This is a genomic window from Pseudomonas sp. NFPP02, assembly GCF_900119355.1.
In the GTDB taxonomy this organism is placed as follows: domain Bacteria; phylum Pseudomonadota; class Gammaproteobacteria; order Pseudomonadales; family Pseudomonadaceae; genus Aquipseudomonas; species Aquipseudomonas paracarnis.
On the sequence record NZ_FPJI01000006.1, the window covers coordinates 173314 to 189365 of the forward strand.

The 16052-nt window shown below is 59.2% G+C and carries 14 protein-coding genes; 9 read left to right on the forward strand and 5 right to left on the reverse strand.

Annotation, left to right across the window (positions count from 1 at the left end):
- Positions 1-5 precede the first annotated feature (5 nt).
- Together BT204_RS12825 and BT204_RS12830 are read right to left on the reverse strand one after the other, a co-directional pair.
- The gene (locus BT204_RS12825) at positions 6-719 is read right to left on the reverse strand and encodes an SIMPL domain-containing protein (protein ID WP_034126285.1); all 714 of its coding nucleotides are present in this window, start codon (positions 717-719) and stop codon (positions 6-8) included.
- Positions 720-844: 125 nt separating this feature from the next.
- Positions 845-3292: a dermonecrotic toxin domain-containing protein gene (locus BT204_RS12830; RefSeq protein WP_125919866.1), complete on the reverse strand. Its 2448-nt coding sequence runs from the start codon at positions 3290-3292 to the stop codon at positions 845-847.
- A 214-nt stretch (positions 3293-3506) separates the two neighbouring features.
- Between BT204_RS12830 and BT204_RS12835 the strand changes: the two genes are divergently transcribed.
- The 3 genes from BT204_RS12835 to BT204_RS12845 all read left to right on the forward strand — a co-directional run bounded on the left by BT204_RS12835 (position 3507) and on the right by BT204_RS12845 (position 7146).
- Complete coding sequence (locus BT204_RS12835; RefSeq protein WP_003188495.1) at positions 3507-4769, forward strand: ATP-binding protein; 1263 nt, start codon at positions 3507-3509, stop codon at positions 4767-4769.
- Complete coding sequence (locus BT204_RS12840) at positions 4762-5322, forward strand: response regulator transcription factor (RefSeq protein WP_003171731.1); 561 nt, start codon at positions 4762-4764, stop codon at positions 5320-5322. Before BT204_RS12835 ends, BT204_RS12840 begins: the two co-directional genes overlap by 8 nt.
- Positions 5323-5421: 99 nt before the next feature.
- Complete coding sequence (locus BT204_RS12845) at positions 5422-7146, forward strand: ABC transporter ATP-binding protein/permease (protein WP_072447049.1); 1725 nt, start codon at positions 5422-5424, stop codon at positions 7144-7146.
- Between the two features lie 195 nt (positions 7147-7341).
- Here the strand turns inward: BT204_RS12845 and BT204_RS12850 are convergent, their stop codons facing one another.
- Positions 7342-7779, reverse strand: coding sequence for a Z-ring associated ZapG family protein (locus tag BT204_RS12850; protein WP_003171734.1), 438 nt, complete (start codon positions 7777-7779; stop codon positions 7342-7344).
- Positions 7780-7925: 146 nt separating this feature from the next.
- Here BT204_RS12850 and BT204_RS12855 point away from each other — a divergent pair, with 146 nt between their 5' ends.
- From BT204_RS12855 to zapE, 3 genes are all read left to right on the forward strand, one after another.
- Positions 7926-8555 (forward strand): alpha/beta hydrolase, encoded by a 630-nt coding sequence (locus BT204_RS12855; RefSeq protein ID WP_054919343.1) that lies wholly within the window; start codon positions 7926-7928, stop codon positions 8553-8555.
- A 16-nt stretch (positions 8556-8571) separates the two neighbouring features.
- Entirely contained in the window at positions 8572-9927 is a 1356-nt protein-coding gene (locus BT204_RS12860; protein WP_072447050.1) for a tryptophan--tRNA ligase, read from the forward strand.
- A 79-nt stretch (positions 9928-10006) separates the two neighbouring features.
- Positions 10007-11101, forward strand: a complete 1095-nt coding sequence (gene zapE / locus BT204_RS12865; protein ID WP_003188500.1) for a cell division protein ZapE — start codon at positions 10007-10009, stop codon at positions 11099-11101.
- A 138-nt stretch (positions 11102-11239) separates the two neighbouring features.
- Here the strand turns inward: zapE and BT204_RS12870 are convergent, their stop codons facing one another.
- Complete coding sequence (locus BT204_RS12870) at positions 11240-12160, reverse strand: GlxA family transcriptional regulator (RefSeq protein ID WP_169918830.1); 921 nt, start codon at positions 12158-12160, stop codon at positions 11240-11242.
- Between the two features lie 220 nt (positions 12161-12380).
- Between BT204_RS12870 and BT204_RS12875 the strand changes: the two genes are divergently transcribed.
- Positions 12381-13517, forward strand: coding sequence for an acyl-CoA dehydrogenase family protein (locus BT204_RS12875; protein ID WP_072447063.1), 1137 nt, complete (start codon positions 12381-12383; stop codon positions 13515-13517).
- Between the two features lie 144 nt (positions 13518-13661).
- Here BT204_RS12875 and BT204_RS12880 read toward each other — a convergent pair whose 3' ends face one another.
- A complete protein-coding gene (locus tag BT204_RS12880; protein WP_072447065.1) occupies positions 13662-14702 on the reverse strand; it encodes an NADP(H)-dependent aldo-keto reductase in 1041 nt (346 codons plus the stop codon).
- Between the two features lie 250 nt (positions 14703-14952).
- Between BT204_RS12880 and rplM the strand changes: the two genes are divergently transcribed.
- Complete coding sequence (gene rplM, locus BT204_RS12885; protein WP_003188508.1) at positions 14953-15381, forward strand: 50S ribosomal protein L13; 429 nt, start codon at positions 14953-14955, stop codon at positions 15379-15381.
- Positions 15382-15395: 14 nt separating this feature from the next.
- A complete protein-coding gene (gene rpsI, locus BT204_RS12890) occupies positions 15396-15788 on the forward strand; it encodes a 30S ribosomal protein S9 (protein WP_002555064.1) in 393 nt (130 codons plus the stop codon).
- Positions 15789-16052 lie beyond the last annotated feature (264 nt).

The window sequence follows — 16052 nt, forward strand, 5'->3', positions numbered from 1 at the left end:
AAAAGTTACTGTAAAACTTCGATCACGCCGTCGGCGCTCATGTTGACCTGGCTGGTGCCGGCTTCCACTTCAGGCGTCGGTGCTGAATCGGCCATGGCGGCTTTCATCATCATGCCGCCATTGCGGGCGTAGGGCATCGGGTAGCCATTAGTGTTGAAGTTCAGGTTGACGATCTTGTAGCCCTTGCCACCGAGTGCATCGGTAGCCAGTTGCGCACGCGCCTTGAATGCAGCCACGGCATCTTTGAGCAGCGCATCTTCGCTGGCCTTGCGCGTGGCATCGGCGATGGCGAAGTCCATGCTGTCCATCTTCAGAGTGTTGAGCAGCTCGCCGGTAAGTTTGGACAGTGCCGGGAAGTCCGCGCTTTCCATACGCAGTTCTGCACGTTCACGCCAGCCAGTGATCTTCTGGTTCTTGCTGTCGTAGATCGGGTAGCTGTTGCGGCTGCCCTGGCGCAAGGTCACGCCTTTGACTTCGCGAGCCTGGCCCAGCGCCTGGTTCAGGGTGGTGGTGATTTCGGCCGCGAGCTTGGCCGGGTCGGCGTTTTGCGATTCGGTGTAAAGGGTGACGATCATCTTGTCGCGGGCCACTTCCTGGCTGACTTCGGCGCGCAGGGAGATCTGGTTGTAATTCAGTGCATCGGCGGCCATAGCCGGCAGGCTGGCCAGGGCGCTGGCGCTGAGGGTGAGAACAACTGCACTGCGAGTGAAACGAGACATGGAAGCTCCTGGGGATATTCGTGTTCGGTAAGACTGTAGACGTAGCCTTGGGGTTCGTCGGGTTTACCCAATACAAATAAATTTCAGCGTGGCGTGCGCTACCCTCACGCCACGCGAGGACCCTGTTACAGGGTGGCCCCTTTTGGAGTAAACGTCACAGGCTTGTAGCTGAAATTCCACCATTTGAACGGGTGATCGAAAATCGAATACGGGTTGGTCTTCACCGGCTTGAATTCTTTACCCGAAACGCCATCGTCGGGACTGGGATGATCGAAGGTTACAGGGGGTTTGCCACTTTCGTAGATTGTCTGGTTATCTCCCAGGATCTCTTCGGGCGAGTACCTGGCAGTCAGTTCACCTACATAGCCTTTCACTGGGCGTCCGGTGAGCCGCTGAAATTGAGCGGCGAAGGAGTTCTCGCCCTGCGCCCCGGAGTAACAGCTCAGAATGCGAATATTGTCATAGCTCTCCGGGAAGATGCCATTGCGCTTGAGCGTGTTGTACAACCCCTGCGGGGTGTGTTTGCCACCTTTGTAATAAATATGGGTGCCATCGCCATGGCCAATGATGTTGAGGCGATGCTCCAGGCCATTTTTATTCATGTCGGTGAAAATGTGCAGGTTGTCTTCGACTTTGACCAGGTTATCCTTGGTGCCCGTGAGGGTGACCAACTTACCGTCCGTCGACAGTGTTTCGGAGACCGGCGCCACAGGTTCCGATTCGGGGAGTAAGGAGGCAAAGTTATTGTCGACGTTAAGGTCGACCGAGGGCTTGCCCGGATGGGCATCAGTCACTGGCTGCCCAACAGGGCGTTGCGAACTGGCCGAGGCCCCTTCTTCCACCACTGTACCGGCCTGGGACACCAGGCGTGTGGCTACAGGCAGCGCGGCATTGAGCACGCCAAAAATCAAATGACCGACGCCGCCGGGTTTGCCCTTGGCCAAATCGTCGGCGCCAATGCCTGCTTCGGTGATACCCGAGGCGATGTACAGCCCATCCAACGCCAAAGCCACTTCGGGCACGGCGATGGCCACCGGGGCAAAGAGCATCGCGATCATGGCTGCCTTGCTGAGGCCCGACAGGATATTGGCTTTGGTGACGTCGGCATCGGAGGTGATCTGCGACTTGGCGTCGTCGAACGACCGATCGTATTGGCGTTGGCCGATCTGTTGAAAGACATCGGCGGTGGCGTCGATATCAGGGCCGGTATTTGAACGCCCGGTGGCGTTGAAGCGCTGGAGGCTCAAGGTCGTTGCAGGAGGCCAGGTACGGTGGTGCGCATATTTGGGCCACACGGCCATCCCTTTGAGCATTTCACGCACGCCGCTTTTGAACGGGCCGCTGTTCAAGTCCTTGAAGGTGAAGTGTCCTTCCAGTGCCTTGAGTTTTTCCGGGTCTGCGGCTTGGCTCGCCAACCACTGCTTCATTTGCTCTACGCTGTCAAAAGCGTGGATTGGCGAAGAGTTGCCCGGGATGACCAGCAGTGTGCGGTTGATCGGTTTGCCATCGGCACCCTGGCGGGTGTTTTTGTCGGTGATCACCATCAGGTCGGTGGATTTGTATTGCCCTACGCTCAACAGGCCTACGTCTAGTCCAGGATCGGGCCGCGTCGGGCGTGTGAGGTCGTTGAACAGCGTATCGGCCCAGGCCAGGGTGTTGCCAGGCAGCCCCGCTGCGCGCAGGACCAGTTGTTTGTCTTCCTGCGTCAGGCTGCCCTCCTGATGTTGCGAGTGTGCAGCTTTGACGAGTGCCGCCTTGGCCACAATAGGGTATTGACGGTCGTGCTTGTCCCAGAAGTCGTTAAGGAACTCGATGTAGGGGCGCTGGAAGTCGGTGGCCCAGACTTGCTCCTTGAAGTCCTTTGGCGACACTGACAGCTGGGTTGAAGGCGCATAGACCTGCGGGGTGCCGGGCGTGGAGGCGGTATAAATGCCTTGGTAGGTGTGGGTAATGTGGGCCGACTCGCGATTGGGGTTGAATCGGTCGGCGACGTCGAATACGCCTGGTGCAATATGGGGCAGGTGATCGACCAGCCTCACTGCTGGGCCGCCGGCATAATGAGGAACCAGCGCCCCCCTTCCTTCGGGCGTAGTCTGGCTGTTTTTTACCAGGGCGTCCGTCAGCGTAATCTGTTCGACCAGCTTGGCCGGGTAGGGCGGCTTGCCGGTAGTGTTGTAGTTGAACGTCGTCAGATACGTTCTGTCCGGGTCGATGTCCAGGTTCCACTTGTCTTTGAACAGTTGCTTGACCGTCTGCGCGGCATCTTGCGTTACCGACTTGAAGGCCAAGGCCAGGTTCTCGGCATTGCTGGCGCTGTCGATATTGATCCCCACATCCACGGGTACAATTGTTTTGTCATGGGCTCCCACCGTCTTGCCGGGGTCGTGGTTCACGCTGACGAGTTCGTAACCGTCACCACCGTTATTGGATAAATCCCTGCGCACGCTTTCCACGAGGTATTGCTCGTTGTTTGGGCTCTGGTCTATCGCACGTCGCTGGCGGCTAAGAGTGGCACCCGATGGCGGTTCAGCGGTGTAAGGCCTTTGAGTGGGGAGTGCGTTATTCATCTGCATGAAAGCGTTCCTGCGTGGCGAGGCATGATGATGCCCATCGGTGGGCGGTAGGCCTCTGGGTGGTCCGATGCTCACCTTGGTTCCTGTAAGTAATGCGCCAAATTATGTGGGCAGGAGAAGGCCGCGCTGTGGCAGTTTGCCGCATAAGCCCTGCCGTCCTCGTGTCTTGGTTATACTCGGTGCGATATACCTGCAGCGCTCATCAGGAGAGCTCATGCTCGCCGCCGTAAAACTGACTTCCGCCACCCGCCAGAACCTTTGGCGCCTGACGTTCATTCGCACCCTGGTATTGGCCGCACAGGCCGGTTCCGTCGGGCTTGCCTATTGGTTCGACCTGCTGCCGCTGCCCTGGCTGCAATTGGCCGTGACCCTGGGGTTCTCCACCGTATTGTGTGTGTTCACCGCCATTCGACTGCGCACCACTTGGCCTGTGACCGAGCTGGAATACGCCCTGCAACTGGCCTGCGACCTGTTTATCCACAGCGTGTTGCTGTACTTCTCCGGTGGTTCTACCAACCCCTTCGTCTCCTACTATCTGGTGCCTTTGACCATCGCTGCCGTCACCCTGCCGTGGCGCTATTCGGTGGTGCTGTCGGGCATTGCGCTGACGCTGTACACCCTGCTGTTGGCGCAGTTCTACCCCTTGCAGACATTCCCCATCGCCCGGGAAAACCTGCAGATCTACGGGATGTGGTTGAGCTTCGCCCTGTCTGCGGCAGTCATTACCTTCTTTGCCGCGCGCATGGCCGAAGAATTGCGCCGCCAGGAAGAACTGCGCGCCATTCGCCGTGAAGAGGGCCTGCGTGACCAGCAACTGCTGGCCGTTGCCACCCAGGCCGCTGGCGCCGCCCATGAGTTGGGCACGCCGTTGGCGACCATGAGCGTGCTGCTCAAGGAAATGACCCAGGACCATCACGACCCGGCCCTGCAAGATGATTTGAGTGTGCTGCAGGAACAGGTCAAGCAGTGCAAGTTGACACTCCAGCAACTGGTGCGCGCCGCCGAAGCCAACCGCCGTCTGGCGGTCGAAATGCAAGACGTCACCCAGTGGCTCGATGAGGCACTCAACCGCTGGCACCTGATGCGTCCCGAAGCCAGTTACCGTTTCAACCTGCTGGGCCAAGGCAGCGTACCGCGCATGGCGCCACCGCCGGACCTGACCCAGGCGCTGCTCAACTTGCTGAACAATGCAGCCGATGCCTGCCCTGAAGGCCTCGGGGTGCAGTTGGACTGGGACGCGGAAAACGTCACTATCAGCATTCGTGACCACGGCGCGGGCGTGCCGCTGGCCATTGCCGAGCAAATCGGCAAACCCTTCTTTACCACCAAGGGCAAAGGCTTCGGCCTGGGCCTGTTTTTGAGCAAGGCCAGCGTGACCCGCGCGGGCGGCTCAGTGAAGCTCTATAGTCATGAGGAAGGTGGCACGCTCACCGAGCTGCGCCTGCCCCGTGTCGCACGAGGAGATATCGATGAGTGACGAGATCCAAGTCGAAGGCGAAGAACTGCCGCACCTGTTGCTGGTAGATGACGACGCGACCTTTACCCGCGTGATGGCGCGCGCCATGAGCCGGCGCGGTTTTCGCGTCAGCACCGCAGGTTCTGCCGAAGAAGGCCTGACCATCGCCCAGGCCGACCTGCCGGACTACGCCGCCCTCGACCTTAAAATGGACGGCGACTCGGGCCTGGTGCTGCTGCCCAAGCTGCTGGAACTCGACCCGGAAATGCGCGTGGTGATCCTCACCGGTTACTCCAGCATCGCCACCGCCGTCGAGGCGATCAAGCGCGGCGCCTGCAATTACCTGTGCAAGCCAGCGGATGCCGACGATGTGCTGGCCGCCTTGCTGTCCGAGCATGCCGACCTCGACACCCTGGTGCCGGAAAATCCGATGTCGGTGGACCGCCTGCAGTGGGAACACATCCAGCGCGTGTTGACCGAACACGAAGGCAACATCTCCGCCACCGCCCGCGCCCTGGGCATGCACCGCCGCACGCTGCAACGCAAGTTGCAGAAGCGCCCGGTACGACGCTGAACGGCGACTGAACAACTCGCTTCAGGCTGCACGGACGCACGAACCGATCACCTATGATCGGTTCAAACGCCTGTGACTTTTTCCTACCGAGCCTGAACGATGAATCAGAATGCTGAATATCGCGCGGTCAACGACGCGGTGCGTGGGCAATTCTTCCGCCGAACCTGGGCGATGATCACACCCTATTGGTGCAGTGAAGAGAAGGGCAGGGCCTGGCTGCTGCTGGCCGCAGTGATTGGCCTGTCGCTGTTCAGCGTGGCGATCTCCGTGTGGATCAACCACTGGTACAAAGACTTCTACAACGCCCTGGAGAAGAAAGACACCGCGGCCTTCTGGCAACTGATCGGCTATTTCGGCGGGATCGCGGCGGTGGCGATACTCGGCGCGGTGTACCGCCTTTACCTGACCCAGATGCTGACGATTCGCTGGCGCGCCTGGCTCACCGAAAAACACTTCAGCCGTTGGCTGGCCCACAAGAATTATTACCAGCTGGAGCAGGGCGGCTACACCGATAACCCGGACCAGCGGATTTCCGAAGACCTTAACAACTTCACGTCCGGTACCTTGAGTCTGGGCCTTGGGTTGCTGCGTAACGTGGTCAGCCTGGTGTCATTCTCGATCATCCTGTGGGGCGTCTCGGGTAGCATCGAAGTGTTCGGCGTCACCATCCCCGGTTACATGTTCTGGTGTGCGCTGCTGTACGCCGCTGTGGGCAGTTGGCTGACGCACTTGATCGGCCGGCGCTTGATCGGCCTGAGCAATCAACAGCAACGCTTCGAAGCGGACCTGCGTTTTTCCATGGTGCGGGTGCGTGAGAATGCCGAAAGTATTGCCCTGTACAACGGCGAGCCGAATGAAAGGCAACGCCTGAGTTCGCGCTTCGGCAAGGTCTGGCAGAACTTCTGGGACATCATGAAAGTGTCCAAGCGCCTGACCTTTTTCACCGCTGGCTACAGCCAGATCGCGATCATCTTCCCCTTTATCGTCGCCGCGCCGCGCTACTTCACTGGCAAGATCGAGCTGGGCGAGCTGATGCAAATCAACTCGGCGTTCGGCAACGTACAAGAGAACTTCAGTTGGTTTATCAACGCCTATTCGGAGCTGGCGACATGGCGCGCCACCAGCGACCGTCTGCTGAGTTTCCAGCAGGCCATGAGCGACAACGAGCAACGCACGCCGGCGATCGACGTGCGCCCTGAAGGCGAGCGCCTGGTGATCAAGGACCTGGGCATGGACCTGGCCGACGGCCGCCATTTGCTCACCGACGCCCACATGACCGTGGAGCCTGGCCAGCGCGTCATGCTCAGCGGGCGTTCCGGCAGCGGCAAGAGCACTTTGCTGCGGGCGATGGGGCATCTGTGGCCCGCCGGTCATGGCAGCATTCGCTTGCCGGCGACGCGCTACCTGTTCCTGCCGCAAAAGCCTTACCTGCCGATTGGTACGCTCAAGGCCGTGTTGAGTTATCCACAGGACGACAGTGTCTATTCACCAGAACGTTATGCACAGGTGCTGGAAACCTGTCGCCTGCCCCATCTGGTCAGCCGCCTGGATGAAGCCAACCACTGGCAACGCATGCTCTCGCCCGGCGAGCAACAGCGCCTGGCCTTTGCCCGTGCGCTGTTGTTTGCACCGCGATGGCTGTACATGGATGAGGCTACCTCGGCCATGGATGAAGAAGACGAAGCAACCTTGTACCAGGCGTTGATCGATGAGTTGCCGGGGTTGAGCATCGTCAGCGTCGGCCACCGCAGCAGCCTCAAGCGCTTTCATGGGCGGCATGTGCGCATCGACGGTGGGCGGTTGCAGGAACAACAACTCACTTGAGTGCCTGCTCGCTCAATGTGGGAGCCGGGCTTGCCCGCGATGGCGGAGTGTCTGAGGCAGGTGTGTCAACGGGCACACCGCTATCGCAGGCAAGCCAGCTCCCACAGGGGCATGGTGTTGTCTGATGGTTCAGGCACCCAACAAAAAGCCCGGCAGATCATCGATCAGCCGGGCTTTTTGTTGCTCGAAGATGACTTACTTCTTCAAGCCGTAATGCTCATCCAACATGCCTGGAGCGTTCGGCGTCTTTGGCGCGTAGTCCCGTGGTGGCTCCTGGTTTTCCCGAGGCGGGGTCAGGCGTTCCCGTGGGGTTTGCGGTGCATCGGAATGCAGCGCGGCCAGCAGGCGCTGGCGGGTGATGTCGTCGAGGGCCAGGCGGTTAGCGCCATCGGCGAGGTGATCCTGTACTTCCTGGTAGCTCTGGGTGAGCTTCTTGACCAGGGTCGCGGTGCTGTTGAAGTGGGTAACAACCTCGTTCTGATAACTGTCAAAACGTTCCTGAATGTCATCCAGCTGACGCTGCGTGCGGTTAGGCGCGGCATTCGGCAGCAGGCGGGCAACCAGGAAACCAATGGCGACACCGGCAACCAGGGCAAGAGTCGGCAACAACCAAACTAAGAGCGAGTGTTCCACGAGTCCTTCCTCTATAAACGGCTTTGCTTTACGTTAACGGCTCAAACCTGCGCTGTATACCGCGATTAAGCTCGCAATGATGCCATGCACAGACTTTTAGCTAGACGAGTCGACCCCTTGAGAGGTCACGGAGTTCATCCTTGCTCATGCGTGAAACCCCCGTTTTGATCGATGGCCCGGTGGGCCAATTGGAAGCCTTGTACCTGGATCACCCCGAACCACGTGGCCTGGCGCTGGTTTGCCACCCTAACCCGGTGCAGGGGGGGACCATGCTCAATAAAGTCGTCTCGACCCTGCAACGCACTGCCCGCGATGCGGGTTTGATTACTTTGCGCTTCAATTACCGTGGCGTAGGTGCCAGTGCCGGTACTCACGATATGTCCACCGGTGAGGTCGACGATGCTGAAGCGGCCGCCACCTGGCTGCGGGAAAAGCACCCGGACCTGCCAATCACCTTGCTCGGTTTTTCTTTCGGTGGGTATGTGGCCGCCAGCCTCGGCGGCCGCCTGGAAGCCAAAGGTGAAAAGCTCGCACACCTGTTCATGATTGCCGCTGCGGTGATGCGCCTGCGCGATACCGACGCGTTACCGCTGGGCTGCCCGTTGACCCTGATCCAACCGGAAAGCGACGAAGTGGTTGACCCGCAGCTGGTCTACGACTGGTCCGCCGCCCTCAAACGCCCCCATGAGTTGCTGAAAGTGGCAGAATGCGGACACTTTTTTCACGGCAAGCTGACCGATCTCAAGGATCTGGTGCTGCCACGCCTTTCGAATTGATGACAAGCGATCACCCATGACGACCCGTACCCGTATCCTCACCGGCATCACCACCACCGGCACGCCGCACCTGGGCAACTACGCCGGTGCGATTCGCCCGGCGATCCTCGCCAGCGAAGACGCGAATGCCGATTCCTTCTACTTCCTGGCCGACTACCATGCCCTGATCAAATGCGATGACCCGCAGCGCATCCAGCGCTCGCGTATGGAAATCGCCGCGACCTGGCTGGCCGGTGGCCTGGATGTGAACCGGGTGACCTTCTACCGCCAGTCGGACATCCCGGAAATCCCCGAGCTGACCTGGCTGTTGACCTGCGTTGCCGCCAAGGGCCTGCTCAACCGCGCCCATGCCTACAAGGCCTCGGTGGACAAGAACGTGGAAAACGGTGAAGACCCGGATGCGGGCATCAGCATGGGCCTGTACAGCTACCCGGTGCTGATGGCAGCGGACATCCTGATGTTCAATGCGCACAAGGTGCCGGTGGGCCGCGACCAGATCCAGCACGTGGAAATGGCCCGCGACATCGGCCAGCGCTTCAACCACCTGTTCGGCAACGGTAAAGAATTCTTCACCATGCCCGAGGCGCTGATCGAAGAAAGCGTGGCCACCTTGCCAGGCCTGGATGGTCGCAAGATGTCCAAGAGCTACGACAACACCATCCCGTTGTTCACCAGCGCCAAGGACATGAAGGACGCGATCTCGCGGATCGTCACCGACTCCCGCGCGCCAGGCGAAGCCAAGGATCCGGACAATTCGCACCTGCTCACCCTGTACCAGGCGTTCGCGACCAAGGCCCAGGAAGCCCAATTCCGTGGTGAGCTGCTAGAAGGCCTGGGCTGGGGCGAGGCGAAGAACCGTCTGTTCCAACTGCTCGACGGCCAGCTCGGCGAAGCGCGCGAGCGTTACCATCAACTGATGGAGCGCCCATCGGACATGGAAGACCTGCTGCAGGTCGGCGCCAAGAAGGCCCGCGCTGTGGCGGCACCGTTCCTGGCCGAGCTGCGTGAAGCGGTGGGCCTGCGTTCGTTCGTCAACCAGGCGGCGGTGCCGGTCGTCACCAAGAAAAAAGCAGCGAAGGCTGCACGGTTTGTGAGCTTCCGTGAAGACGATGGCAGCTTCCGCTTCCGCCTGTTGGCGCCTAACGGTGAACAGCTTCTAGTTTCGCGCAAATTTTCTGATGGTAAGTTGGCAGGCGCTGCAACTAAAGATCTTCAGTCGGGTAAGGCACTGGATATTCGCGAAGAAGGAACCACCTTCAGCGTCTGGCTGGAAGGCTACTGCATCGCAGATGGGCCTTTCTTCGAAGAGATTTCATCTCGCGATGCCGCCATCGCCGCTTTGCGCGCTGCGTTAACCCCAATCGAGGATTAACCCGACCAAGGGTTGATTGCCATTATCCAGGGCCGTCGTTACAGTGTCGGCCCGTTTTTGTTGCCTTGCTAACGAAATTATGACGCCCCTAGAACGATATCAAGCTGATCTGAAACGCCCCGAGTTCTTCCACGACGCGGCCCAGGAAAATGCCGTGCGTCATTTGCAGCGCCTGTACGAGGACCTCGTGGCCGCGTCGCAAAGCAAGCCAGGGATGTTCAGCAAGCTGTTTGGCAAGAAAGACCACACGCCGGTCAAGGGCCTGTATTTCTGGGGCGGCGTGGGCCGTGGCAAGACTTACCTGGTAGACACCTTCTTTGAAGCGCTGCCGTTCAAGGAAAAGGTGCGTACGCACTTCCACCGCTTCATGAAGCGCGTGCACGAAGAGATGAAGACCCTGCCGGGCGAGAAAAACCCGCTGACCATCATCGCCAAGCGTTTCTCCCAAGAGGCCCGGGTGATCTGCTTCGATGAATTCTTCGTCTCCGACATCACCGACGCCATGATCCTTGGCACGCTGATGGAAGAACTGTTCAAGAACGGTGTGACCCTGGTGGCCACGTCGAACATCGTGCCCGATGGCCTGTACAAGGATGGCCTGCAACGTGCGCGCTTCCTGCCGGCCATTGCGCTGATCAAGCAGAACACCGATATCGTCAACGTCGACAGCGGCGTCGACTACCGCTTGCGTCACCTGGAGCAAGCCGAGCTGTTCCACTTCCCGCTCAACGAAGCGGCGCACGAAAGCCTGAAGAAAAGCTTCCGTGCGCTGACGCCGGAATGCACGCAAGCGGTGGAAAACGACAAGCTGATGATCGAGAACCGCGAAATCATCGCGCTGCGCACCTGCGATGACGTGGCCTGGTTCGAGTTCCGCCAACTGTGCGATGGGCCACGCAGCCAGAACGATTACATCGAGCTGGGCAAGATCTTCCACGCCGTGATCTTGAGTGGTGTGGAACAGATGGGCGTGACCACCGACGATATCGCCCGACGGTTCATCAACATGGTCGATGAGTTCTACGACCGTAACGTCAAGCTGATCATCTCGGCGGAAGTCGAACTCAAGGACCTCTATACCGGCGGCCGCTTGAATTTCGAATTCCAACGCACCCTGAGCCGCCTGCTGGAAATGCAGTCCCACGAGTTCCTGTCGCGCGGCCACAAGCCTTAATCAATCTCCGGCTCAATGGAGATCTAATGTGGGAGCCGGGCTTGCCCGCGATGGGGGTGTATCAGTCAACTTTAGGCAGGCTGATACACCGTCATCGCAGGCAAGCCAGCTCCCACAATGGTTTGTGTTGGCCTGGAGTCAGGCGGCCTGCTGAAATTGCTGGCGATACTGGTTGGGCGACAACTCCGTGTGCTGCCTGAACAACCGCGCAAAGAAACTCGCATCGTCGTAACCCACCTCGTAGCTGATGGTCTTGATGCTCTTGCGGCTGCCCGAGAGCAGGCCCTTGGCGGTCTCGATGCGCAGGCGTTGCAGGTAATGCAGCGGCTTGTCACCGGTCGCGGTCTGGAAGCGGCGCATGAAGTTGCGGATGCTCATGCCGTGTTCCCGGGCGACGTCTTCAAAGCGGAATTTGTCGGCAAAGTGCTCTTCAAGCCAATGCTGGATCTGCAGGATGATCACGTCCTGATGCAGCTTTTGCCCGCCAAACCCGATCCGCCCCGGTGAATAGTTGCGCTGCACCTCATAGAGAATGTCGCGGGCCACCGCCTGGGCGATGTTGGCGCCGCAGAAGCGTTCGATCAGGTAGATATAAAGGTCGCAGGCCGACGTGGTGCCACCGGCGCAATACAGGTTATCGGCATCCGTGAGGTGCTTGTCCTGATTGAGCTGCACCTTGGGGAAACGCTCGCTGAAGGCATTGAAGAAGCGCCAGTAGGTGGTCGCCTCCTTGCCATCGAGCAGCCCGGCTTCGGCCAGCCAGAACACCCCGGTGGCCTCGCCGCAGAGTACGGCGCCGCGGGCGTGCTGTTCGCGCAGCCACGGCAGCACTTGCGGGTAGCGCGAGCACAGGGCATCGAAGTCGTCCCAGAAAGCTGGCAGCACAATGATGTCGGCGTCTTCGAGGCCGCCGTCCACCGGCATGATCACATCGCTGAAGCTGCGCACGGACTGGCCGTCGGGGCTGACCAGGCGCGTTTCGAACCCTGGGGTCAGGCCCAGGCCTTGCTGTTTGCCATGGCGCAGGCTGGCGAGATGGAAGAAATCCTTGGCTTGCATGAGGGTTGAAGCGAATACCCGATCAATGGCCAAAATGCTGACGCGCCGCAACGGCGTGGAGATTTGGTTAGACATAATTTCATTTATTCTTATAGGGGAAAGTGGTCACCAGACGGCTGGATCGTCTTATTTTTTGTCGCATGTGTCCAGTGTCCCGTGACGCCTTCGGGGCATAGGCTCTGTGGGCTCGTCCTTGTCCGACAATCCACGCAGGTGACCCATGATCCCCAGAACCTTGTTCAGCTCGGAGCACGAACTCTTCCGTGAGAGCGTGCGCACCTTTCTCGAAAAGCACGCCGTGCCCTTCCATGGGCAATGGGAAAAGCAGGGCTATATCGAACGTAACCTGTGGAACCAGGCGGGGGAGGCGGGCATGTTGTGTTCCCACCTGCCAGAGGAATATGGCGGGCTGGGCGCGGATTTTCTCTACAGCGCGGTGGTGATCGAAGAAGTCAGCCGCCTGGGTTTGACCGGCATCGGCTTTTCCCTGCACTCGGATATCGTCGCGCCTTACATCCTGCATTACGGCAGTGAAGCACTGAAGCACAAGTACCTGCCCAAGTTGATCTCCGGGGAGATGGTCACGGCCATTGCCATGACCGAGCCGGGCGCCGGTTCTGACCTGCAAGGGGTCAAGACCAGCGCAGTGCTGGACGGCGATGAGTATGTGATCAACGGCTCCAAGACCTTTATCACCAACGGCTACCTGGCTGATCTGGTGATTGTCGTCGCCAAGACCGATCCCAAGGCTGGCGCCAAGGGCACCAGTCTGTTCCTGGTGGAAGCCGACACGCCGGGCTTCGACAAGGGCAAGCGCCTGGAGAAAGTCGGCATGAAGGCGCAGGACACCTCGGAGCTGTTCTTCCAGGATGTGCGCGTGCCCAAGGAAAATCTGCTGGGCCAGGCGGGCATGGGCTTTACCTACCTGATGCAGGAACTGCCACAAGAACGCCTGACCGTGGCGATTGGCGCGCTGTCTTCAGCCGAAGCGGCGTTGCAATGGACCCTCGAGTACACGCGAGAGCGCAAGGCGTTCGGCAAGGCGATTGCCGATTTCCAGAACACCCGGTTCAAGCTGGCGGAGATGGCCACCGAGATTCAGATTGGCCGCGTGTTTGTCGATCAGTGCATGGCCTTGCATCTGGAAGGCAAGCTGGACGTGCCCACGGCGGCGATGGCCAAGTACTGGGCCACGGACCTGCAATGCAAGGTGCTCGATGAGTGCGTGCAGTTGCATGGCGGCTACGGCTTCATGTGGGAATACCCGATTGCCCGGGCCTGGGCGGATGCGCGGGTGCAGCGCATTTATGCGGGGACCAATGAGATCATGAAGGAGATCATTGCGCGGGCACTTTGATTGTTAGGTGCTCTTGATTGATCGTTCCCACACTCCGCGTGGGAACGCCTCATGTGACGCTCCGCGTCACGACTCTGAAAGCGGACGCAGAGCGTCCAAGGCGGCATTCCCACGCAGAGCGTGGGAACGATCAGTGCGGATCAATCAAGGTGCTGGATTCGGATGATCCTTCTGAATCGCCTCAATCCCTTCCAGCACCTCTTTCGACAATTTCAGTTCGGCACTGGCGATGTTGCTGTCCAGTTGTTCCAGTGATGTGGCCCCAATGATATTGCTGGTCACAAACGGCTGCTGTGTCACAAACGCCAGCGCCATCTGCGCCGGGTCCAGGCCATGCTTGCGCGCCAACGCCACATATCGGCTGCACGCCGCTTCCGATTGCGGGTTGAAGTAGCGGCTGAAACGGCTGTACTCGGTCAGGCGCGCCTTGGCCGGACGTGCGCCGTCTTCATACTTGCCACTGAGCATGCCGAACGCCAAAGGCGAATAGGCCAGCAAGCCGCACTGCTCACGAATGGCAACTTCCGCCAGGCCCACTTCAAAGCTGCGGTTGAGCAGGTTGTAGGGGTTCTGGATCGACACTGCACGCGGCCAGCCGCGGGCTTCGGCCAGGGCGAGGAACTTCATGGTGCCCCACGGCGTTTCGTTGGACAGGCCAATGTGGCGGATCTTGCCGGCCTTCACCTGTTCATCCAGGGCTTCGAGCGTTTCCTCCAGTGGCGTGAGGTCGTCTTCGTCCTTGTGCTTGTAGCTCAACTGGCCGAAGAAGTTGGTGCTGCGCTCCGGCCAATGCAGTTGGTAGAGGTCGATCCAGTCGGTCTGCAGGCGCTTGAGGCTGGCGTCGAGGGCTGCGCCGATGTGCTTGCGGTTGTGGCGCAGGTGGCCATCGCGGATGTAGTCGATGGTGTTGCCGGGGCCGGCGATTTTGCTGGCAAGGATCCAGTCGGCGCGGTCACCACGGCTTTTGAAGTAGTTGCCGATGTAGCGCTCGGTGGTGGCGTAGGTGTCGGCCTTGGGCGGCACCGGGTACATTTCTGCAGTGTCGAGGAAGTTGATCCCCGCGGCCTTGGCCCGTTCGATCTGCGCGAAGGCCTCTGCCTCGCTGTTCTGCTCGCCCCAGGTCATGGTGCCCAACGCGATCGCGCTGACATTCAGATCGGTGCGGCCCAGCTGTCGGTAATCCATCGGGTACTCCTTCGGGGGAAAACAATCATAAAAGCAGGTTGAATTTTTTTTCGCAATCTGCATAATTGCCCACCTCTTTCTGCAGTGGAAGTGATGCGCCGCCTGCCGAAGAATCTTGCCGTTGAACGGACGCGCCGACCCGAGCCCCCGATAGCGTCTGTATCCGGCTGCCTTTGACCTTGTCAAAGTACGCACTATTCAGTAAGATCCGCCGTCTAAATTTACAGGCGGCCCCTGAGGCTATTAAAGAATGACAACTTTTACTGCAAAACCGGAAACAGTTCAGCGCGACTGGTTTGTCGTCGACGCCGCTGGTCAGACCCTGGGTCGTCTGGCCACTGAAGTCGCCAGCCGTCTGCGTGGCAAGCACAAGCCTGAATACACCCCGCACGTTGATACCGGCGACTACATCGTCATCATCAATGCTGAGCAGGTTCGTGTAACCGGCAACAAAGCAAGCGACAAAATGTACTACCGTCACTCCGGTTTCCCAGGCGGTATCAAGTCTTCCAACTTCGAAGGCCTGATTGCCAAGAAGCCTGAAGCCCCGATCGAAATCGCGGTCAAAGGCATGCTGCCTAAGGGCCCACTGGGTCGCGATATGTTTCGCAAGCTGAAAGTCTATGCGGGCGCTGTACACCCTCATGCTGCTCAGCAGCCCCAAGAACTGAAGTTTTAACGGAATAGTTCATTATGTCGGCGACTCAAAATTACGGCACTGGCCGTCGCAAAACCGCAACCGCACGCGTTTTCCTGCGTCCGGGCACTGGTAACATCTCGATCAACAACCGCTCCCTGGACAACTTCTTCGGCCGCGAAACTGCCCGCATGGTAGTTCGTCAGCCGCTGGAATTGACCGAGACCGTTGAAAAGTTCGACATCTACGTCACCGTTATCGGTGGCGGTGTAAGTGGTCAAGCTGGCGCAATCCGCCACGGTATCACTCGCGCTCTGATGCAGTACGACGAAACCCTGCGTGGCGCTCTGCGCAAAGCTGGCTTCGTGACTCGCGATGCTCGTGAAGTTGAACGTAAGAAAGTCGGTCTGCGTAAAGCGCGTAAGCGTCCGCAGTACTCGAAGCGTTAATTCGCTTTACGTTCCACAAAAACGCCCAGCCTCCTCACGGAGCTGGGCGTTTTTTATTGCCTGTGATTTATGCACATTTTTCGCCGTGACAACTTGCCACATCCGTAGACCCCCTATACTACAAGGCCTGGAGACGGAGCCCCGGGCAATTCCCTTGTCATACGTGGGGCTTTTCATTACCATCCGTCAAAATTTTTATAAGTAAAGATTCAACACTTAGTAGACGCCTGATTTAACAGGCCAAAAAGCTGATGGGAGAGGACT

What these genes read in the sequence shown, in the direction of transcription:
- BT204_RS12825 (WP_034126285.1), bottom strand. Translation starts at nt 719, where the DNA reads ATGTCTCGTTTCACTCGCAGTGCAGTTGTTCTCACCCTCAGCGCCAGC.
- BT204_RS12830 (WP_125919866.1), bottom strand. Translation starts at nt 3,292, where the DNA reads ATGCAGATGAATAACGCACTCCCCACTCAAAGGCCTTACACCGCTGAA.
- BT204_RS12835 (WP_003188495.1), top strand. Translation starts at nt 3,507, where the DNA reads ATGCTCGCCGCCGTAAAACTGACTTCCGCCACCCGCCAGAACCTTTGG.
- BT204_RS12840 (WP_003171731.1), top strand. Translation starts at nt 4,762, where the DNA reads ATGAGTGACGAGATCCAAGTCGAAGGCGAAGAACTGCCGCACCTGTTG.
- BT204_RS12845 (WP_072447049.1), top strand. Translation starts at nt 5,422, where the DNA reads ATGAATCAGAATGCTGAATATCGCGCGGTCAACGACGCGGTGCGTGGG.
- BT204_RS12855 (WP_054919343.1), top strand. Translation starts at nt 7,926, where the DNA reads ATGCGTGAAACCCCCGTTTTGATCGATGGCCCGGTGGGCCAATTGGAA.
- BT204_RS12860 (WP_072447050.1), top strand. Translation starts at nt 8,572, where the DNA reads ATGACGACCCGTACCCGTATCCTCACCGGCATCACCACCACCGGCACG.
- zapE (WP_003188500.1), top strand. Translation starts at nt 10,007, where the DNA reads ATGACGCCCCTAGAACGATATCAAGCTGATCTGAAACGCCCCGAGTTC.
- BT204_RS12870 (WP_169918830.1), bottom strand. Translation starts at nt 12,160, where the DNA reads ATGCAAGCCAAGGATTTCTTCCATCTCGCCAGCCTGCGCCATGGCAAA.
- BT204_RS12875 (WP_072447063.1), top strand. Translation starts at nt 12,381, where the DNA reads ATGATCCCCAGAACCTTGTTCAGCTCGGAGCACGAACTCTTCCGTGAG.
- BT204_RS12880 (WP_072447065.1), bottom strand. Translation starts at nt 14,702, where the DNA reads ATGGATTACCGACAGCTGGGCCGCACCGATCTGAATGTCAGCGCGATC.
- rplM (WP_003188508.1), top strand. Translation starts at nt 14,953, where the DNA reads ATGACAACTTTTACTGCAAAACCGGAAACAGTTCAGCGCGACTGGTTT.
- rpsI (WP_002555064.1), top strand. Translation starts at nt 15,396, where the DNA reads ATGTCGGCGACTCAAAATTACGGCACTGGCCGTCGCAAAACCGCAACC.